Below are 21,335 nucleotides of genomic sequence, written 5' to 3'. Positions count from 1 at the left end.
GCCTTCATATAGGTCAGATTAACTTTACTTGAACTATTTGGTCAGCCATGATGTAGAAATGCAGTAGTTAACATACGATAAGCTTTCGAAAACAACAAATACTTAAAATTATATTTTCTCAATATAAAATAATATGTATAATGGGCAATACGTCTAATAAAAAAAGTGTAACACTGACACCAACTCCAAAGAATAATAAGGATTGATTCGGAGGAGACCGAGAAGAGGAGGACATATGAAAACAACAAAGGTCTCATTTTTTGTACTTACCCTGGTTTTGCTCCTAGTGACAGGGTTATCTGGATGGGCAGGGGGAGCATCCGCAACAGAAGCGAATTCAGGCAAAACTTATGTCATCGGTACGGACATTACATTTGCCCCATTCGAATTTGAGGATGCGAATGGTAATTTTGTAGGTATTGATATGGATCTAATGGCGGCCATTGCCAAGGATCAGAATTTCAAGTACGAGATCAAGGCTCTCGGATTTAATGCAGCCGTTCAAGCGCTTGAGTCGAATCAAGTTGATGGCGTCATCGCAGGGATGAGCATTACGGACGAGAGAAAGAAAGTATTTGATTTCTCGGAAGCTTATTATCCATCAGGTGTTGTTATGGGGATTAGCGCGAATAACGGTACAGTGAAAAGTTATGAAGATCTTCGGGGACAAAAGGTTGCCGTAAAAACGGGAACGGCTGGATATAATTTTGCTGAATCCATCGCCTCTGAGTATGGCTTTACCATCGTACCTTTTGAGGACTCTGCACAGATGTATCTGGACGTAATAACAGGTAATTCTATTGCATGTTTCGAGGATCAGCCTGTTCTTGCTTATGGGGTTAAACAAAATAATGGATTGAAAATTGTAACCAAGAAAGAAGAAGGAGACTCTTACGGATTTGCGGTAAGTAAGGGTAAAAATCAAGAATTGCTTCAGATGTTTGATGCAGGACTCGTGAACATCAAAGCAAGTGGTGAGTATGACCAAATTCTGGAGAAATATGTTGGTGACAATGCTCCAACTGCTGGAGAAACAAGCCGGTGGGAGAATGTTCAGAATTCACTGCCAGCTCTGTTCAAGGGGTTAGGGAATACATTATTGTACACGATTGTATCTCTGTTCTTTGCCTTTATCATTGGTCTGATCTTTGGATTTATGAAAGTAGGACAGAATAAGGTTCTTCGTGGAATTGCGACCGTTTTTGTTGACGTGTTCCGTGGTATTCCATTGATTGTACTGGCTTTCTTTATTTACTTCGGGATTCCACAAGCATTCGGCTTTACGATGCCACTGTTCTTGGCAGCCATCTTAACACTTAGTTTGAACGCAGGAGCTTACGTAACCGAAATTATTCGAGGCGGAATTCAATCGATTGATCCAGGACAGCTGGAAGCAGCTCGTTCACTAGGCCTGCCTTATCGTAAGGCAATGATGAAGATTGTTATTCCACAAGCGATTCGAGTGATGATTCCTTCATTTATCAATCAGATGGTAATCACATTGAAAGATACGTCGATCTTGTCTGTTATTGGTCTTGTAGAGCTGACGCAATCGGGTAAGATTGTTATCGCTAGAACGTTTACCTCTTTTGACATCTGGTTAACGGTTGCGGTTATGTATCTGATTGTTATTATCACATTGACCAAAGTTGCTGACTATCTGGAGGTGAGGGTTCGCCGTGGGTAAAATTAAAGTTGAAGGATTGAAGAAAAGCTTCGGAACGAATCATGTTCTGAAAGGAATTGATATGTCCGTCAATGAGGGTGAAGTGGTATGTGTCATTGGACCCTCTGGATCGGGCAAAAGTACGTTCTTGCGTTGCATTAACCAGCTGGAAGAAATAACTGAGGGTCGAGTGATTGTGGATGATCAAGATCTCAATGATCCCAAAACAAACATTAATAAAGCGCGTGAAAATATCGGTATGGTGTTTCAGCACTTTAACTTGTTCCCTCATTTTAATGTACTGAAAAACATTACGTTTGCACCAAGAGAACTTGGTCTGTTAAATGAAACTCAGGCACGTGATACGGCGCTAAAATTATTAGACCGTGTAGGGTTATCAGATAAAGCGAACAGCTTCCCGAGCCAGCTCTCTGGAGGTCAGAAGCAACGTGTGGCCATTGCTCGTGCGCTTGCTATGACGCCAGATGTTATGTTGTTCGATGAACCAACTTCGGCACTTGACCCTGAGATGGTTGGTGAGGTGCTTGGTGTAATGAAGGATCTCGCTCGTGAAGGTATGACGATGATGATCGTTACGCATGAGATGGGATTTGCACGTGAAGTAGCCGATCGGGTGATCTTCATGGACGGTGGTTACATCGTAGAAGAAGGAAGCCCTGAAGAAGTGTTTGGGAATCCTAAGAATGAACGTACAATCAGCTTCTTGGAAAAAGTGCTCTAATAGAGGTTGTTCAAAAAGTCCGCTTTTGATTACGAAAGATGCGCGAGCCGCATCTCAGCATCGAAAATGGGATTCAGCCGAAATGTCCGTTGCTCACGTAGTTTTGCCTACGCTCCGCTACTCCATTTCTATCTTCATCCCATTTTCTCGGTACTGAAAAACGACCTTTTTGAACACGTACTAATATTCTAATGCTAAACCTTCAAGACATAGCTCTTGAAGGTTTTTCAATATGAAGATAACATAATTAAGTATGGGAGGCGCAGATCAAATGAACTTATTTTATATCCAATCAACCATACGTGAAATGAGCTATGTAGCTTCATTTTTAGAGAATAACTTTATTGGTATGACATGGCCTGGTACTGGAGATCTGGAAGAGACATCCCCAGAAGAATGGAAAGAGCGGTTGAGGGGACATTACAAATTAGAAGACACAGAGCTAGCAGGTGTGATGAAGGATCTTCATGCGTTTGTACATACGATGCAGGATGGGGACTACGTCATTATCAAGGATGAGGAGTGGGCGTATGTAGGAGATCTCGGTGACTATTACTATGATGATTCGTTAGGAGTAGAAGAAGACTTTATATGCCACCGGCGAGGTGTTACCTGGTTGGGGAGAATGCCTTTGGAGGATTTAAACGATAAAGTACAAGCCCTAATTCATCAGACTGCTACGCTGACACAATTTGAACATCCGGTATCACAAGCACAGTTGGATCGTTATGTTACAGGGGTGAATGAGCCAACGGAAGAGGCAGAAGGAAAGAACTCTACGACATACAAGGTAGATAAAGCTACTATTGAAGCGTCTCTACATGTGATGAGACAAGCTTTAGACAGTGAGGACATCAACATACGTATTCGTGCAGCGGAGGCGATCTTACAGTATGCCAGATCGTAATGATTAAACTTGTAAGGGATGAATGAATATGTCGGTTGGTGTGGTTAAGTGTAACTATACCGTGATTGATTGCGTTTATACTTGTAGTGATGTGATATTACGTGCATCCTTATCCCAACCGTGCAAGGAGAATGACATTATATGAAGAAACTTTCCCATGGTATTTTATCTATCTGTGTAAGTGGAGCTGTACTTCTGTCAGCATGTGGGCATACAGATGACCCTGAGCGTACGACGATCGGTGAAGCAATCAATGGATCGAGCCCGAATACTAATCAGGTACCATCTACTCAAGAGGAGCCGATGAATGCAATCAAGACATCCACGGATGCCATCTCCGATTCAGAGCAGTTGATTGATCCAGCACACAAGGAGATTAAAGGCATTACCGCTGATGAGTTCAAGCGAGGTGTGTTCATCGATTTTGACCAGTACAAACAAAGCTTCTTCGACAATGAGATCATATCCAAATTTACAGGGAATATTGAAGCCGTAGTGGAGAATAACCCCGAGAAATTCAAGGAGAATCTGAATAAGGACTCCGCAGCAACCAATAAGTATCATTTCTACTACACAAGTGAGAGTGAAGAAGGGCGAGAATTTATGTTTTACGATCTAGATATCCTTGAGAAAGTGAACATCAATCAGCGCGAACAGATTCGGGTAGGTGTACGATTCGCTCAGAAAGATCCGGATGGACGTGTCGACAACACTGGAATCACGTACTTTTTCACGAAGAATCAAGTTGGTGAATGTGGTATTGAGAATATAGACTAATAGAGACCATGAGATGATTCATGGTCTCTCCATAACCTACTAAAGATTGAATATTAAATTAGTCTCGATTTCATAATGACGTTGAGGTCAACCTTTAACTGCACCAGCCGTTAATCCGCTGACGATATATTTTTGGCCAAACAGATACAAGATGAATACGGGCAGTGACGTAAGTACAAGATTAGCAAAAATTAAATTCCAATCTCGGCTGTACTTGCCGTAGAAGTTATAGATCGACAGCGGCATCGTCCACGTTGAGCTGTCTGTCAGGAAGTATACAGGAATGGTAATATCATTCCATACCGACATAAATACCATAATAGCAACTGTAGCATTAACCGGTAAGATCAGCGGCGTGACGATGCGGAAGAACACACCGAACACACTTGCTCCTTCCAGAAACGCTACCTCGTCCAGCGCTCTTGGAATTGTTTTAATAAAGCCACTATACAAGAATACACTAAAGGCTGTATTGAGCGCGGCATAGATCAGAATAACGCTTGTGATACTGCCATAGAAACCTAATCCCTGAACCACTCGAATCGTTGTAATGATCGACATCGGAGCAATGAGACCCATGAAGAAATACATATAGAGCGTACCCGATAATTTCGTTTCCCGACGTGCTAGGATGAATGCTGCTGCCGAAGAGGCCACGATGTTGATGATAGACGATATACCTGTGATCCAGATACTGTTGAGAAATGCCCGGGATAGACCGCCTTCTTGGAAGACTCGAACATAGTTTGAGAACTGCCAAGTGTCAGGTAAATGCAGAGAGAAGCTGAGCACTTCAGCGCTGGTTTTGAATGATCCGAGGATCAGGATGACAAGCGGCAACAATACGATCAGGGAGGCCAGAATGAGGAACCCTTCCACGATATAATTGCGGATGGCAAGTTTGCGTGTATAGCCCATCTTATTCCGTAACCTCCTTACGCCGCATGAAAATCAATAGCGGTATAGCGATAATGGTGACAACCACGAATAACAGTGTATTGACTGCGGTACCCAGACCCCAGTTACCTTCACCAAAGGAACGCAGAATGATCGTACCTACAACCTGTGACGCATTACCTGGTCCACCGCCAGTCATGACGTATACCTCGGAGAACACTTTCAGACCACCAATCAAGGTTAACATCAGGTTAATGTTAATCGCTGGCAGGAGAAGAGGCAGTGTGATTTTGAAAAAACTTCTCCATGAGCTAGCCCCATCAATCTTGGCTGCCTCGTAGTATTCCTGCGAAATAGACTGAAGACCGGCCAGATAGATGGCCATCTGGAATCCTGCGCTCTGCCAGATCGACACGATCGCAATGGTCCAGATCACAATGGATGGGTTCGTGAGCCATGCTTGGCTTAAGGAGTGCAACCCGACAGCCTCTAGCAACTGATTAATTGTACCTTCGGTGCGAAGCATAGGGGTAAACAGAATGCTGATTACAAGGATGCTGAGTATAGAAGGCGAATAGAAGATGGCGCGAAGCAAGTTTTTGGTTCGCAGTCGCATATTAAGACCTACTGCGAGCAACAAACCAATAACGTTTTTGCCGACCACTGTAACAATAGCGAAGATCGCCGTATTTTGCAGGGCCAGGATAAGCGTTTTGTCAGAGAAAATTTTCTTGAAGTTATCCCAGCCGATGAAAGTCAGCTCTAATCGATCCAACCGCCAGTCCGTGAATGAATAATAGAAGCCCGCAATGGCAGGTACAACGAAAAAGATAGAGTAAATGATCAGTGCGGGAAATATCATGTAGTACGAATATAAATTTTTGGTTCTTTTCATATCTCACGCTCCGTTATAGCCAGGCAGCATAACCTCTGATCGGTTTCATACGACCCTGTCATACTGCCCTATATTTCAACAATGGTGTATTTCTTAGAATCCAGTTACACCTTTATCCTGCATCAATTGGCTGAATTTCTCATCCCATGATTGCAGTACTTCTTCTGGCGTTAAGCCACCTGCGAATTGATCCTGCAACAAACGGTACAGTTCGCTGCGGTCCACTAGCATGTATGCATCTGTCGTCAGAACTGTTTTCTTCGGGGTAATATAGTTGTCTACGATATCTTGTTTGTATGCCGGCAGCTCCGGTGTTGTCACATCATTGAAGTTTGATACATAGCCTTTGGAATCTACGATTTGTTGAGCTACATCTTTGGAAGCGATAAAGTCGAGGAACTGTTTAGCCTCTTCTAGATGTTTGGATTTTTTCGGAATAAATAACTGTCCGCCTAGTGGACTTGCCCCTAGACTTGCATCCTCAGTCGATGGAATTGGGAATACACCCAGCTCCATACTTGGATCCTGCTCCGCAACTCCTTCAATCAACCAATCGCCCATAAACATCATAGCCACTTCTTTATTCAGGAATTTACCCACGGCCATATCATAGCTGTCGCTGAGCACATCGGTGTTGGTGTACCCCTTGGTGTACACTTCGTACTGCTGTTCCAAGAAAGTCTTGAATTCTGGAATGTCAGACCACTTCTTCTTGTTGCTATTCAGGTCATCAAAAAAGGTCGGTTCATTCTTTGCTACAAAATCAGCAAATGCGGCAGCAGGCCAGATGTTGGCAGCCCAAGCATCCTTGTACGGCATGAATACGGGTGTAATGCCGCTAGCTTTGATCTTTTCGCAGACCGCGAGAAACTGCTCATAGGTGGTTGGGATTGTTAAACCAAGTTCTTCAAAAATTTGTTTGTTATAAACGACACCTTGCATCCCCGTATCTTGACTGACATGGAAGCTATAGATGTGACCACCAGCCGAAAGTACATCCTTATTCACAATACGGCTCGCCCAAGGCTCATCATCGAGAATTTCGAAATTGCGTTCAAGATTAAGATCGGTCACAGCACTGGCTAGATTGTATTGGATGATATCAGGTGTTTCGTCTACCGCAAGCTTCGTTTGAAGCACAGTAGTTGTTTGCTCGGCAGGGATTAATTGTAGATTAACGCGTACATTCGTCTGCTTCTCGAACTCATCGAGGATATCTTGTTGGATAAAAGCTGAATCCTGAGAGCTTTTGGAAATGGCTAATTCCAGTGTGACCTTTGCTTTATTGTCCCCACCTGACGAACTTCCCGTACTGGAATCACCAGTTCCACAAGCGGTTAAAGAGATGGTTAATAAACTAGCCAGCATCATCGTAGCTACCTTTTTTCGTTTAAGTATCTTCAATGTGAATCCCCCTCTATTACTTATGATTGAATCCGTTTACATCCCCGATTATAAATTTTTCCTTTCCCCAGGTACATGTCTGTGCTTGAAGGTTGATGTGTAATATCCTGAACTTGAAATCGCTATCATTTCATATAATCCCATGATAAAGTTAAGCGTGAACGAATGAATTGGACATCTAGATGTGGAAGGAGACTCGCAATGAAAATGACAAAATTCATACATAGGTTCACGCAATTCAGTTTACAAACCAAGGTTTTTCTAACTTTTTTGGCATTACTATTGTTTGTTCTATGTTGCTTTCTTGTATATGTCAATGTCGTTGTCATTCGCCCACTGAAACAAAAAACAGTGCAGGACACACTGGTGACCACGACTAAAGTGAGAGAACAAGTAGATCTATACATGGATCAACAAAATCAGCTCTCGCAGCGAATCTTGTCCAGCAAAGACATCTTTGCCACGATGGACAAGAGTTCTTCAGCAGATAGTGATTACGAGCGGCTGAAACAAATTCGGAAACTTAAAGATATTTTTTTTCAAGCAATCGGCCCGAGTATGAATATTAAGGACATGTCCATATATGTCAAGCAAGGTATACTTCTTACGTCATATTTAGGTTCAGGTCAACCGCCAGTATCTATTCACACGTTGCTGGCAGATAGTAAGGTTGGACGAGAGTGGGCAGGAAGCGGTTTTGTTCTACTCCGCCAAGGAGATACGATCTCATTTGTTCGGACGGTAAATGATCAGAATGGTAAAGTTTACGGTTATCTGTGTATCCAGATGGATCAAAGGGTGATTCAGAGTTTTACCGAAGGCATCTCAACCGGTGAAGTTTATATCTTGAACCAGCAAGGGGAGCAGATGACAGGTATTGAGATTGGAACCCAAGCGATGCAATGGACAAAGCCACAATTGGAGGAGGGACTGGAAGTGGATGAACATAACAATTACATCACGTACTCCACATCTCCTAGCACCGGTTGGATTACATATATTGTTACGCCTAGCAAGTCGGTATTTGGCTCGATTCAAAAGGTTCAGACCATTTCGATTATGCTGATTACAGCATTAATGCTCATTTCTTTCGTCTATATTTACTTATCTACTCGCAATCTGTTGCTTCCAATCCGTAAACTTCGCAGTCAAATTTGGCGTATCAATTACAGCAATCTCAATTTAAAGGTCGATGATCGACCCAAAAACAATGATCTGCTGTTGTTGAATGAAGCATTCCAGGATCTAATGGAACGGCTACAACAATCGATTGACCGTGAGAAAACAGCGTTGCATGAAGAGGTAAAAGCAAGAAATTCAGCACTTCAGGCTCAAATAGCGCCACACTTTATCCATAACGTTCTTTATTTGATCAGCATTGCTGCTCAAGAGGGCAAAACAAAGGTGGTGTCGGATATGTGTAAGCATCTCTCAGAGAGCCTGCGTTATATCGTATCTTCTCCTTATGCACATGTAACCTTATCCGAAGAGCTTGAGCATACAAGACATTATCTATCCCTTGTCCAGCAAAAATATGAAGACGACCTGGAGTGGGATATCGATGCGGATCTGTTAGCGAAAGAAGTCCGTTTACCACGCCTGGTCATCCAGCCTTTTGTAGAAAATTGCATTGAACATGCCTTTTGCCATGCATCTCCGCCATGGCATATCCAAATTACGGTGAAGCAATATAACGGATTATGGGCGCTAGAGATCAGAGACAATGGAGATGGCTTCACGCCTGAGAAGATTCAAGAGATTCTAGCGAATATTCAGCAATCTCACTCGGGAACCAACATGGTGAATAACCAAGAGACCACACTCGGCAATATGGGTATGGTTAATAGCGTTAATCGACTCAAACTGATGTATAGCAACCGGCTATTTTTTAATATTTTCAACAATCAAGGGCAGGGAGCAAAGGGAGCAACGATTCAAATCATCGGCTCGTTAACCAAGGACTTTTACTGAATGAGGAGGGCAGACACCAATGTATAACGTTATGATTGTCGAGGACAGTAAACCGATATTGCGCAATATCAGAACACATCTGGACACATTGAACTTACCGCTTCAAGTGACGGCTACGGCAACCAACGGAGAGGAGGCACTGGCGATCATTCTGCAGCAACCGATTCATCTGTTGTTAACGGATATTAGAATGCCTAAGATGGATGGCTTATCGTTAATTGAGCAAGCCAAGCTTGCGAACCCCTACCTCAAGGTGGTGTTGATCAGCGGCTACAGCGATTTTGAGTATACACGCAAAGCATTGAACTTGCAGGTGTTCGACTATTTATTAAAACCTGTAGAGCGGGGGGCATTGGAAGAAGTGATGGGAAGGATCGTGGAGCAGCTTGATCGGCTCATATCCAGGAGCTTGCAAGAGTTGCAAGAGATCGTTGACCCAGAATGTTATGCCGAACTTACGTTTGGCGAGGAATTCCCGCTATACTCCCATATGATGATCATTCTACGCAAGCAACCTTTCAGTTTGGGAATGGATCGTTGGACTTCGGAGACGTTAGAGCGAAGTTTAGCGGAGTTTTTCCGTGCTCAGCCATGCCGGGTCCTACGCACACAAACTTCGCACCAATATATTATTTTGGCTAATAGAGGAGCACTGGATTGGTATTCTTCCATGCATGAATGTCTTGAATCTTTACGGCGGCACCTGTATAAAGAGGGGCTGGATGGAATCATTGGGGGACAGCTGATGTCCGCTGATGTGGATCAGTTACCCGAGCTCTATTACCGGATCACTTCAATATTAACGACCCAGCAGCGATTAAAGCAAGGGCTGGTGCTGGATACGGGAAATCCCGTCTCGATGGCAAGATCAGAAACAAGCTGTATGGACTCCATGTTAGAATCTACTTTTGTTCATATGATACAAGCCTGTCGGAAGGAAGCATTTGCGCTCAAGCTGTCTGAACTGATGAATCGATGGGCTGAGGAGAATGCACATTGGACAGAGATTGAGCGTTTTGTAGCACTTGTGGTGGACACCTTCGCACATCTCTATGAGGAACGAGGATCAGGCATGCGATTAGCTTTGGAGCTTAGGGCCAAACAGTTATTTGAAGTGAAGACGTATGAGGACTTTGGCCGTGCGCTACATGAATGGACAGCTCAATGCTTCGACATGCTGCAATCCCAGGGGCGAAAGAGTGGTGAGCTGCTGTTCGAGCAGATTGATGAATACGTCAAAACGAATCGTTATGCCTCGTTATCCATAAGCGATATTTCAATGAAATTCCATGTCAGCCCTTCATATATCAGTAGGATCATTAAACAGGTCACACAACGTACTTTCGTACAATATTATACCGAACTTCGAATGAAGGAAGCTTGCAGATTGATGGCTAGTCAACCTGACATGAAATTCAAAGAATTATCGGAGCTGTTATCGTTCAGCGATCAGCATTATTTCTCCAAAGTATTCAAGGAATATACGGGTGTTAGTCCAACGGAATACAAGGAACGCTTACTTAGCACGGAGTCCGAATGACAATGGAGTGATGAATACAGAAGTATTTCGTGACCAAATGCCTTGAAATTTGGATAGAATGCCTTAATATTAAATAAGGTTAAATATATAGCAACCTGGTTAGGGGAGACTGACTTTATGCGAAATGCATTGGATCTAAAACGATTTTATATGGGAGCTTGTTACTATCCTGAGCATTGGGATGAATCGTTATGGGCAGATGATCTAGGAAGAATGAAGGAAATGGGCTTTGATCTCATTCGGATCGGAGAGTTTGCATGGTCTATTTTTGAGCCACAGGAAGGGCAGTTCAGTTTCGAATTCTTCGACCGCTTTCTTGAGCAAGCGATTACATTGGATATGAAAGTGATTATGGGAACGCCGACTGCCACGCCACCAGCATGGCTTACCCATAAGTATCCTGAAGTGTTGAACGTCTCAATGGAAGGCACTACATATCATCATGGACAGCGCAGACACTATAATTATAGTAGCCCAATATATCTAGAGCTTTGCGCGCGGATTACAAGAGAAATGGCTCAGCATTACAAGGATCATTCTGCGATTATCGGATGGCAGATTGATAATGAACTGAATTGTGAGACAAACGTATTTTATGCTGAAGCGGATCATCTTGCATTTCGGCGGTGGCTGCAACAAAAATACGGCACCTTGGAAAGCCTGAATCAAGCTTGGGGCACAGTCTTTTGGAATCAGACGTATGATCATTGGGATCAGGTGCACCTCATTCGTCCAACGGTATCCGATTCACCTAATCCACATCAGGCATTGGACGAGAAACGCTTTATTTCGGATAACACGATTTCCTTCGCGAAACTCCAAGGTGACATTCTAAGAGCAGAAGCACCTAACCAATGGGTTACAACAAATGGCTTGTTTGGGCATCTAGATAGCCACCGAATGTCCGATGAGATTTTGGATTTCATGTCATATGATTCTTATCCGCAATTCAGCACCATCTATCCTGATTCGGGAGAACAGCCGTTGCTTGATCGTAAATGGAGCCTATCTCTGAGCAATGTCAGAGATATATCACCGAATTTTGCTGTACTGGAGCAGCAGTCGGGCCCTGGTGGCTGGGTGAACCGAATGCAAATGCCATCCCCACATCCAGGGCAAATGCGCCTCTGGACGTATCAGAGTATTGCTCATGGTGCTGACATGGTATTGTACTTCCGCTGGAGAACGGCTACGATCGGTACCGAAATATATTGGCATGGAATTAATGACTATCATAATCAGCCGAATCGTCGGGTTGCAGAAGCTGGGCTTGTGGGTAAGGAATTGCAAAAGGTGGGAGAACGTATTGTTGGCAAACGTTATGTTGCGCAAGTGGCTATGCTGCGTGATTATGATAACGAATGGGATGGAGAGCTGGATCAATGGCACGGATCATTAACTAGACCAAGCGAGCTGAGTTGGTTTAAAGCGCTTCAATATGCACATATCCCAACAGACGTAGTGACCGTTCGTCCTGGAGCTGAAACGGAACAACTGCAGGATCTTACTAAATATCAAGTACTAATCTACCCTCATCCTGCTATTTTACGAGAGGATACAGCCGCAATGCTTCAGAAATATGTAGAGAATGGTGGGTCGGTTGTATTTGGTTGCCGGACAGGGTATAAAAATGAGTCTGGTCATTGCCGTATGCAGCCGTTGCCAGGTCCCGTTGCAGAATTGAGTGGCATACAGGTCGAGGATTTTACAATGGTTAACGGCACAGCTAGTCCAGTTAGTGTAGAGCTGAACCAACATACGAACCTGATTGACGCTCCAAGCTTCAATGATATCCTGCGGATACATGCAGATACAGTTGAAGTCTTAGGTACGTATGCTTCTAGTTATTATAAAGGTAAGCCAGCACTAACGGTTAATCGGGTTGGCGAGGGCAAGGTTTATTATTGGGGAGCTGCCTTTGATCTGTCCATAGCTGCCCAGCTGTTAAGTGAGCTTCAGATTGTGTCTCCGATCAAAAACTGGTGCGAGCTACCTGATACGGTTGAGGTCGCTATACGTGCAGATGATCAGGAAGAACTCGTATTCTTACTGAATTACAGTAGTGAAGAAGCCGAGATTAAACTCCATGTGCCAACAGAAGAGTTGCTTCAAGGCAGCCAGCTTCAGGGGACGGTTACACTAGAGCCTTATGGAGTATGGGTGCTGAAGAAATAAATATCTTAATACCTTGAAGCAGATCAAGAGCATTTCTTATGATAAGAAATGCTCTTTTTGTGCTTGTGTTTAAATCGGAAGTATAAGAAAATAACAACAATAATATAATGATGTATAATAAATATTTATTGCAAAACGATAAATCAGCCGCTATATTTAGAATATAATTTTGTGTGAGGTGCTTAAGATGAAACGAGGTTCTACTTTTTTGTTGAAGATCGCTGTATTTTTTATTGGAATGCCGGCGCTTGCTCTATGTGTACTAGGCATACCTTGGTTAGCTAACCACCCTGTGAATCCAGTCTATGCCGGGTTACTGTATCCTATTTTAATCATCTTGTTCGTAACATTGGTTCCATTCTTTGTAGCGTTGTATTATGCATTCCGCCTTCTGATTTATATTGATAAAAATAATGCGTTCTCGAACAACTCTGTGCTGGCTTTGAAGAAAATAAAATTCTGTGCAACTATAATTACCGCATTGTACGTCGTCATATTGCCATTCGTTTTTCTCGTAGCAGAGAAAGACGATGCTCCAGGACTCATTCTTATGGGGATGGTACCGATCTTCGCTTCGATGGTCATTGCCGTTTTTGCTGCAGTTCTGCAAATGCTTTTAAAAGAAGCGATCGAGATCAAATCAGAGAATGACTTAATTATTTGAGGTGAAATAGCATGGCCATTATAATCAACATTGATGTCATGTTAGCAAAAAGGAAAATGAGCGTAACAGAACTTTCTGAGAAGGTTGAAATTACCTTGGCTAATATGTCTATTTTAAAAAATGGTAAGGCAAAGGCGATTCGATTATCTACTCTAGAAGCCATTTGTAAGGCGCTAGATTGTCAGCCGGGTGATATATTGGAATACCAAGCTGATGAAGACGAATGAGAAATGTATGCAAATAAAAAATAGAAAATAGTGCTTTAAGTATTTGGAGGATGATCCCTATAATATTAGGAATCATCTTCTTTTTTTTAGTACGGAAATGCGATATATCACCTAAATGAAGTGAAAATCAATTAGACGCATCTTGTTTTATCCTCTATAGTAGTAGATAGTAAAGACAAGCATTAAGGAGTCCTTATATGAGCAAACAAGCCATTCCTTTGAATTCGTTGACGGAGGTCACGAACGGGGGACATATTATTTATTTTTTTGAGGATTTCAATTGTTATGTTGATAATGCCGTATCTTACATCATGACAGGGATCGATCAAGGCCATCATATATTACTTATTGAGCAAACTGCCACATACCATAAGATTCTGCATAAGCTTAAAGGAAGTGTACCTCATGATCAGCTTCAATATCTTCATTATGCTAACAATATAGAATACTATGGAGAACATGGTAATTTCGAATTCCAACACATTCTTTCCCATTTTGAAGATATCATGGGCGACATACAGGAGCAAAACAAACCTATTCGAACGTGGGCAAATGTGATGACATGGGGAGATCATCCGGAAAAGCAGATTCTAGATAATTTAGTCACCTATGAACGGCAAACGACATGCGTTGTTCAAGACTATGGAATGTTATCGGTCTGTGCGTACAATACGGAAATGATCTCTTCTTCTGTACAAACTAAATTGATGAGAGAACATGAATACATGATGACAGATCTGGAGTTCGTGAAGTCACCTCTGTATCATTACAAAGCTTCGGATGACGTTATTTTTCCGTCGTTATCGGTACAAAGCCAGTTGTTGGATGAACAAAAGCATCTGATGATCGAAAAAGAAGCCGTTGAAACGGCTAGCCAAGTTAAAAGTGATTTCATTACAACGATGAATCATGAGATTAGAACACCAATGAATGGATTGCTGGGCATCTCGGAATTGTTAGCAGCTACGGATCTGAATGCAGAACAGAGAGAGTATGTCACCACGATACAAAGCAGCGGAAAGTCTCTACTTCGTATTGTAAATGACATTTTGGATTTTAATAAGTTGGAATCTAGCTATGATCAATTATTGATTGAACCTTTCAATCCTCGTGAATCCGTTAAGGAAACCTTAGATATCCTTCATACCGCTATCTCGGATAAAAATCTTCAAGTGAATATTTCCATAGATACTCGTATTCCGCAGATCGTTGTTGGAGATGATGGTCGATTCAGACAGGTGTTGCTGAATTTATTAGGAAATGCCGTGAAATTTACACCTACAGGAAGCATCACGATTGATGTTGTGCTTCTAAATACCGATGACAGCAAGCTTAAAATCCAAGTCACCATTCAGGACACGGGGACTGGCATCCCCCAGGACAAGCGAAGCCAGCTGTTTCTACCTTTTTCCCGAGTGGATAACAGCATTACCCGACGAACAGAAGGAACGGGTCTTGGGTTAGCGATCTGCAAACGGATCATCGAGCTGATGAACGGGGAAATACGCCTCGAAGACGAGCAGAAGGACGCCCCAGGTACCACAATTACGTTTACAGCGGAATTCAATGCATATCTGGACGTTGATCTCTGAACTGGCGTGAGAGATCTGATTGGCAACAGATTAAACAAATGGCTGATTCATCGGAGTCCGTGACTAGTTTAATAGAGGAAAGGCAGTCGTTCTTAAGGAACGAACTGCCTTTTTGTTTGGTGATGAGACTCATTGCGATGCTAGATAGAGTTTCATTAAAATCAACGAGTGTGATATTCGGAATTATAGGAGAGTTGGCCGCACCTATTAAAATAGGATTCTGAACTTAGATCAGACGGTAGCCAGGGGGCAAGTTGCCTGTACGTCTAATTTTGCGAATCTGAGCCAGTGTCAGCCGCTCATTGGATGCGATTAGAGATTCAACATCTCCTCTGCGCAGAAAGTCATCCAATTCTCGAATGCTGCGGTTGCCACGCAGTACAACGAAATTATCTCTGAAACGAGAACGATCGAACAAGACAAGCGTAGCGTTCGGATTGGTAGAGAAGAAGCGCAAACTCTCAATACCTGTCAGGACTGAATCAATATCTCGAATCCCAAGGTTGCCACGGTAGACTCTTCTCAATCCCCTGAAATTCTCTTCACTATACACGGTTAAGCGGGGATAGATGATCTGAGAGATTGAAGTATTTTTGCTAGTCATATTGAATACCTCCTTCACATAGTAGGCACGCATCCTGGATATAGGAGATGCCATGAGACATCCTATGTAAGAGAGAGGATAAACGCGTGGACAAATCTAACCTGTCAAAAGCATAAAGATAGAGTAATAAACTTAGAACACCATTTGTTAACAACATAATTATTATGTAAACTAATATTAATATTTTTATTATGTATCATAAAAATACTATAATGTGATTTTATGTGAAAATGTAAAATAGGTAGAATAAAGTAGTTTAATTTTCCATCGTGCCTATTTCAATGTTCCAACATACTCATAATCCGATTGATAGGTCACTGACCGAATCCCATTTGAATTCTCATTCCATTTCTCTATGAGCTTACAGACAAACTAAGAATAATTTGTAGATATTAAATAAGCTACTACAATCGCTTTAACACGATTGCAGCAGCTTATTTAATAGTGAGTCAGTAACTTCAATAACCTTAATAACTTCAATTAAGTCAACACTAATCAGAGATTATGAAGGGAACAGCGGGTTACCTTTCATGCCAGTCCAGAGATCGGATGCTTCGAGTTGTCCAGCAAGATGCAACAGCCAGTCTTCGCGGCCTTTGGTGGCCATTACCTGAACACCCATCGGTAAACCTTCAGGTGTCATATGAACAGGCACACTCATCGCAGGCTGACCTGTTAGATTCGCAAGCTGAGTATAGGGAGTGTACGTAAGACTTGGTTCGAACATTTCATAGATCAATTGCTGCTGTTCTAGCTTGTCCAGATCGCTTACTCGCATCAGATGCTGAATCTGCTCCGCATGAGGCGTGAGCTCTCCAATCTGAGGTGCTGCATAAGCATTAACTGGCGTAACATAGAAGTCATAACGGGTGAATAGGTTAGACATTTGCGCCGCTGCAACATCCCATTCCGCTAAACTATGCACAAACTCAGCTGCAGATACTTTTTTGCCCGCTTCAGCGAGAACCCATGACTCAATCTCCATATCGTCTGCCGTGAGCTCTCTACCCATAGCGTGCTCCATAGAAGCGATCATCGCAGCCATTTCACCGCTGTTCATCATATAGTAGTTTTCCATTAACCGTACACCATTGACTGGGCTTAATTTTTCTTCAACCTCATGGCCTTGCTCTTCCAACCAACGAACGACCTTATACACGGCTTGTTTCGCTTCCTCACTTACAGGAGTGCCTACTGGAGAATCGGTAGTATAAGCGATTTTTAATTTGCGTTGATGAGGATAATTCAGATCTGCCAAGTAACTTCCAGGAAAGAGGGGAGCATGAAATGCAGCTTCTGGTTGAATAACTTGCAACGTATCTAGCAGCGCAGCGCTGTCCCGGACAGTTCGAGATAATGCAAAATCAATCGAAGCGCCTTGCCATTGACGACCAACGCCTGGTCCTACTGGAGTGCGTCCACGTGTTGGCTTCAGACCAAACAACCCGCTGAAGGAAGCAGGGATGCGGATAGAACCACCTCCGTCACTGGCACCGGCTAGAGGTACAATTCCGGATGCTACTGCCGCAGCGGCACCTCCGCTTGAGCCACCAGGAGAGTGATTCGTATTCCATGGATTGCGTGTTGGTCCGTGTAAACGGGGCTCGGTAATATTCTTTAGCCCGAACTCTGGGGTATTCGTATGTCCGATCATAATAAAACCAGCTTCACGTAATCGAGAGACAAAGTTAGAACTACGTAACGCTCGATGATCTTGAAGAAGACGAGAGCCTGAAGTTAGGATCTGACCCTCTAGGGATTGAGAGATGTCCTTGAGTAGCAGGGGGACACCAGCAAAGGATTGCTCTCCTGGGCGAATCATGCTTGCTTCCTGACGAGCTTGTACTTCATATGTACGAATTACCGCATTAAGCTGTGGATTCACTTCCTCGAGTCTTGCATATGCTGCTTCGAGCAATTCAATTGGAGATACTTCTCGGGAGCGTACAAGCTCTGCTAAACCAATAGCATCGTAAGATGTATATGAAAATGAAGGCATTAAGCATCATCCCTTTCTATGATGGATATCTAGTGTTTCATATGTCATCGTACCATCGGATTGCTGAAAAAACAAAAGCACTGTTCATCCAGTGGGATAAACAGTGCTTTGTTCTTTATATAACGTCTTTATATAACGTTTGAGAAATGGACATATATGTTCGGGATGCATCCTGCGTAGGTAATTATTCTGTACGAAGCTTAGGGGCAGCATCAGCAACACTTGCCGACCGCTCTTGCTGTCTGGAAATCGCAAAGAGTGCAATCCATATTAGGATAAAACCAATGAGCTGTTCCCATGTAATCAACGTACGGAAAGCGATCCAGTTCACCAGAACACCTGCCATCGGGAAACTAAGTTCCGCTAGCGTAGCGACAGAGGCTTTTGTAGAGGATAAGCCTTTATAATATAACAGCAAGCTCAATAGTCCAGGCAACAAAGCTTGACCCAATACATTAAGCACTACTGCCGCTTGTTCACCTGTTCCGGAGGGGAATGTCCACGCTGCTCCTTCATGCCATGTCATCAAGAAGAGCAGGGGCAGAGCAACTACAAACCGCAGAGAAGTGACTGTCTCATATCTTGCTTGACCTAGCATCAATCGTCCCATCACCGTAGATCCGCCCCAGAGAGCGGCTGCTCCCAAGGATAACAGGCTACCTGCATGAATCCAGGTGTTCCAGTTTCCGAGAGGAAGTGTGAATCCAAACGTGAGCAGATAGGTTCCTGCAAGTGCAATGAAGAAAAGTCCGCCGAAGCGACGTGGTAACGTTTCTTTCAAAAGCAGCTTCGCGAGTACAATAGCGAACAAGGGTTGCATTTTTTGCAACAAGAGAACGGTATTGGGATCGTTATTGGTTAGCGCCATGGTGAATAACACCGTTGCTAGTGCTGATCCACCCCAGGAAATGAAGATTACAGCAACCCAGTGTCTAGCACGTAGATTTTTCAAGTCTGCACGGAATTTCCATAAGACAGGAATGGCGACTAAACTTACAATAATGTGCTCAATAAGTACAATTTGAGTCGAGGTCATCGTCTGAAGCAAAATAATACGGAACAACGGATCTACGCCCCATAACGCAGCGCCGATTACAACAAGCCAGAATCCTGTGTTACTTCGTTCTTTCCGATAGACCGTTGAGGCAGTTTGATTCTTTTCCATATTCAGGACTCCTTCGTCAGAACACGGAATCTTCAGTTGGCAAAATCGACAAAAGCCCCCGTTTTGGTGAATCACCAAATAAACAGGGGCTCATCCATGCATATGTCGTCAGGGAAGAGGACTCCCGTAAAACGGCATGACATGTGTTGATCTTCTCTCATCCGGACTTTACCGTCGGCCTTGGAGTCTCACCAAGTCAGTCGCTGATAACAATATCAGTCAGCGAGTCGCGGGCTGGTTCCGAGGAACATCACCGCCGGTTGGGAATTGCACCCTACCCCGAAGATCCTATTCAATTGTTAGTGTGTGAACAAGTTGTAACATTAATGATTTCATCTTAATGTTGTAAGCGCTAGCAGTTCAAGTGTTTTTTTCAGAAGACGATATTCCAGCTTCCTTGCAGTCTGCGAAGAAGAACAATCTGACCGGCATGATATGCATCATGTAGTATCCATTGGCTAAGGGTATGCCCCCAAGTATCCTCAGTATCCATATATGGTGCATCAAGATTAGATTGTTGCAAGGTTGCAAGCTGAGTTCGTAACTGATCAGCAAGTTCTGTAGTGCTCCTCACTAAGTCATTCCATCCTTGCTCGTCTGATGCATCTCCCGGATCACCAAATGTCGCGACATTGCTCTCTGCGGCTGAACCGGAGGTTATGCCCTGCATGCGTTGCAAGATACGATGGTTGTAATAATGCATATGGTTTACCAGTTGCCAGATGCTTAGTCCACCTGAAGGTGGAACCCAGGCAGCCTGTTCAGCAGTAAGTCCCTCCAGTGCTTTGGCTACAGGTACGATCCAATTACATTGATCCCATGTGTTATCCTTTTGTGTTAATAGGATGTCGATTGCAGATACACTCATATTTCGTTCCTCCTAGTTATCGTGGTCTCGTTAATCAACCTGGTTGAAAGCCAGCAGCATCATACATTGCCTTTTACGTAATTACACTTTCATTCATTATAGGAAACAATAGGATAAATATATCACAACAACACGATGTTGTGATGATATGTCTTCATAGACGGTTGCTTATCTGATTCTATGGATGTCGTAGGATTTCTCATAAAAAAGGCTTCAAACATCTTATGTATAATTATGTTAATATTACAATGATACGTAGGTAACTTCTAATGAATTGGATCAAGGGAGCAATATTTATCGTTCGGGAAACATTAAATATGTAGCGTTCATCTGAAATGCATTAATTATTATCTAATTGTATGGAGGGATATTTTGCGAAAAGGTTTAATTATAGTTGGTCTATGCTTGCTTGTTATATTAGGATTTGGCGCGATGCAAGGGTTACATGTGAATGAAATCAACGCATTGCCTCATGATGGTCAGATTGTAAAATCCAAAGAAATTAACGGTTACGGCCAAGTGGTATTGTTTGTAGATCATCAAGACCATAGCTTTGGCATAGCCAAACTTGAAAAGAAGTTCGGTTTCTTGCATCGTTATGATGGAAGCTCATATGGTCGTACGGTCGAGGAAGGCAAGCCGTTTGAGGCTACTGGTCTAGGTGATCCTAATCGCTTTGTAGTTGGGGTAGTCACAACTAGAGAGTCCAACATCAAATACATAGCGGTGGGCAACCACCTGAAGGATGTTTCGTCTTCGCAATCTTACGAGCTCTCCCTTGAAGAAGTGAAAGCTAACCCGGATGACTACCAACTTGAAGAGGTTGATGATCAGTATGCACTGTTTGTATTAGATGAATATACCGAGGAGAACTGGACAATAAGAGCTTTTGATCAAGATGGAAATATCGTTGCAGACAAGATTTTTGGCGGGGAAGTAAGATACATGAATGAGGAGAGAGTCAATTGAAAAGAGTTATTTTTACTTTGATTGGGATTATTATAATTAGCTTTGCATTATTAATAGGGATTAACCTCATCGGTTCACCTTATCCCGTTGTTGTTGAGGAACATCCAGCGATTCCTGAAGAGCGCGAAGTGAAATATCATGAAGGAGACCATTCAATACTTCGATTAATCTGGTGGGAAGAGTAGTTTGAAAGTATTCAATAAAACAGACTATAAAGTATAGGTTTTATAAGAAATAAAACTGTTTATGAAGTGTTGTGATTGTAGAAGTTTA

Annotated in this window: 19 protein-coding genes and 1 riboswitch; of the genes, 12 read left to right on the top strand and 7 right to left on the bottom strand. The window is 42.9% G+C overall.

Annotation, left to right across the window (positions count from 1 at the left end; translation table 11 throughout):
- Positions 1 to 235: 235 nt before the first annotated feature.
- The 4 genes from J2T19_RS14485 (at position 236) to J2T19_RS14470 (ending at position 4,092) form a co-directional block, all read left to right on the top strand.
- Positions 236 to 1,687: an amino acid ABC transporter substrate-binding protein/permease gene (locus J2T19_RS14485; RefSeq protein ID WP_307216849.1), complete on the top strand. Its 1,452-nt coding sequence runs from the start codon at positions 236 to 238 to the stop codon at positions 1,685 to 1,687.
- Positions 1,680 to 2,408, top strand: a complete 729-nt coding sequence (locus J2T19_RS14480; RefSeq protein ID WP_307216847.1) for an amino acid ABC transporter ATP-binding protein — start codon at positions 1,680 to 1,682, stop codon at positions 2,406 to 2,408. The genes J2T19_RS14485 and J2T19_RS14480 overlap by 8 nt, the downstream gene beginning before the upstream one ends.
- A 271-nt stretch (positions 2,409 to 2,679) precedes the next feature.
- Positions 2,680 to 3,315, top strand: a complete 636-nt coding sequence (locus J2T19_RS14475) for a DUF8426 domain-containing protein (protein WP_307216845.1) — start codon at positions 2,680 to 2,682, stop codon at positions 3,313 to 3,315.
- A 141-nt stretch (positions 3,316 to 3,456) separates the two neighbouring features.
- The gene (locus J2T19_RS14470; RefSeq protein WP_307216844.1) at positions 3,457 to 4,092 is read left to right on the top strand and encodes a type 2 periplasmic-binding domain-containing protein; all 636 of its coding nucleotides are present in this window, start codon (positions 3,457 to 3,459) and stop codon (positions 4,090 to 4,092) included.
- An 87-nt stretch (positions 4,093 to 4,179) separates the two neighbouring features.
- Here the strand turns inward: J2T19_RS14470 and J2T19_RS14465 are convergent, their stop codons facing one another.
- The 3 genes from J2T19_RS14465 to J2T19_RS14455 all read right to left on the bottom strand — a co-directional run bounded on the left by J2T19_RS14465 (position 4,180) and on the right by J2T19_RS14455 (position 7,255).
- Complete coding sequence (locus J2T19_RS14465) at positions 4,180 to 5,010, bottom strand: carbohydrate ABC transporter permease (protein WP_056691626.1); 831 nt, start codon at positions 5,008 to 5,010, stop codon at positions 4,180 to 4,182.
- Position 5,011: 1 nt separating this feature from the next.
- Positions 5,012 to 5,884 carry a carbohydrate ABC transporter permease gene (locus J2T19_RS14460; RefSeq protein WP_056691622.1) on the bottom strand — a complete coding sequence of 291 codons (873 nt, stop codon included), beginning with the start codon at positions 5,882 to 5,884 and terminating at the stop codon, positions 5,012 to 5,014.
- 93 nt (positions 5,885 to 5,977) lie between these two features.
- Complete coding sequence (locus J2T19_RS14455; protein ID WP_370874887.1) at positions 5,978 to 7,255, bottom strand: ABC transporter substrate-binding protein; 1,278 nt, start codon at positions 7,253 to 7,255, stop codon at positions 5,978 to 5,980.
- Between the two features lie 303 nt (positions 7,256 to 7,558).
- Between J2T19_RS14455 and J2T19_RS14450 the strand changes: the two genes are divergently transcribed.
- The 6 genes from J2T19_RS14450 to J2T19_RS14425 all read left to right on the top strand — a co-directional run bounded on the left by J2T19_RS14450 (position 7,559) and on the right by J2T19_RS14425 (position 15,457).
- Positions 7,559 to 9,259 (top strand): sensor histidine kinase, encoded by a 1,701-nt coding sequence (locus J2T19_RS14450; protein WP_307216838.1) that lies wholly within the window; start codon positions 7,559 to 7,561, stop codon positions 9,257 to 9,259.
- 19 nt (positions 9,260 to 9,278) lie between these two features.
- Positions 9,279 to 10,799, top strand: coding sequence for a response regulator (locus J2T19_RS14445; RefSeq protein WP_307216836.1), 1,521 nt, complete (start codon positions 9,279 to 9,281; stop codon positions 10,797 to 10,799).
- 117 nt (positions 10,800 to 10,916) lie between these two features.
- A complete protein-coding gene (locus J2T19_RS14440) occupies positions 10,917 to 12,974 on the top strand; it encodes a beta-galactosidase (protein WP_307216835.1) in 2,058 nt (685 codons plus the stop codon).
- 187 nt (positions 12,975 to 13,161) lie between these two features.
- The gene (locus tag J2T19_RS14435; protein WP_307216832.1) at positions 13,162 to 13,638 is read left to right on the top strand and encodes a DUF2975 domain-containing protein; all 477 of its coding nucleotides are present in this window, start codon (positions 13,162 to 13,164) and stop codon (positions 13,636 to 13,638) included.
- An 11-nt stretch (positions 13,639 to 13,649) separates the two neighbouring features.
- Complete coding sequence (locus J2T19_RS14430; protein WP_239288715.1) at positions 13,650 to 13,865, top strand: helix-turn-helix domain-containing protein; 216 nt, start codon at positions 13,650 to 13,652, stop codon at positions 13,863 to 13,865.
- A gap of 197 nt (positions 13,866 to 14,062) precedes the next feature.
- A complete protein-coding gene (locus J2T19_RS14425) occupies positions 14,063 to 15,457 on the top strand; it encodes an ATP-binding protein (RefSeq protein WP_307216829.1) in 1,395 nt (464 codons plus the stop codon).
- Positions 15,458 to 15,683: 226 nt separating this feature from the next.
- On the opposite strand, the gene J2T19_RS14420 is transcribed toward J2T19_RS14425, so the two are convergent.
- The 4 genes from J2T19_RS14420 to J2T19_RS14405 all read right to left on the bottom strand — a co-directional run bounded on the left by J2T19_RS14420 (position 15,684) and on the right by J2T19_RS14405 (position 20,093).
- The gene (locus J2T19_RS14420; protein ID WP_307216826.1) at positions 15,684 to 16,061 is read right to left on the bottom strand and encodes a hypothetical protein; all 378 of its coding nucleotides are present in this window, start codon (positions 16,059 to 16,061) and stop codon (positions 15,684 to 15,686) included.
- Between the two features lie 502 nt (positions 16,062 to 16,563).
- Entirely contained in the window at positions 16,564 to 18,060 is a 1,497-nt protein-coding gene (locus J2T19_RS14415; RefSeq protein WP_307216824.1) for an amidase, read from the bottom strand.
- 184 nt (positions 18,061 to 18,244) lie between these two features.
- Entirely contained in the window at positions 18,245 to 19,225 is a 981-nt protein-coding gene (locus tag J2T19_RS14410) for a DMT family transporter (protein ID WP_307216822.1), read from the bottom strand.
- Positions 19,226 to 19,370: 145 nt separating this feature from the next.
- A riboswitch (FMN riboswitch) is annotated at positions 19,371 to 19,516 on the bottom strand.
- An 82-nt stretch (positions 19,517 to 19,598) separates the two neighbouring features.
- Positions 19,599 to 20,093, bottom strand: a complete 495-nt coding sequence (locus tag J2T19_RS14405; RefSeq protein WP_307216820.1) for a DinB family protein — start codon at positions 20,091 to 20,093, stop codon at positions 19,599 to 19,601.
- Positions 20,094 to 20,465: 372 nt separating this feature from the next.
- Between J2T19_RS14405 and J2T19_RS14400 the strand changes: the two genes are divergently transcribed.
- Together J2T19_RS14400 and J2T19_RS14395 are read left to right on the top strand one after the other, a co-directional pair.
- On the top strand, positions 20,466 to 21,062 hold the full coding sequence (locus J2T19_RS14400; protein WP_307216818.1) for a hypothetical protein: 597 nt from the start codon (positions 20,466 to 20,468) through the stop codon (positions 21,060 to 21,062).
- A complete protein-coding gene (locus J2T19_RS14395; protein WP_307216816.1) occupies positions 21,059 to 21,247 on the top strand; it encodes a hypothetical protein in 189 nt (62 codons plus the stop codon). The genes J2T19_RS14400 and J2T19_RS14395 overlap by 4 nt, the downstream gene beginning before the upstream one ends.
- The last annotated feature ends 88 nt before the right edge of the window (positions 21,248 to 21,335 follow it).

The sequence above is a fragment of the Paenibacillus tundrae genome, from assembly GCF_030812775.1.
Lineage (GTDB): Bacteria > Bacillota > Bacilli > Paenibacillales > Paenibacillaceae > Paenibacillus > Paenibacillus tundrae_A.
This window is presented reverse-complemented; position numbering and strand designations above follow the sequence as displayed.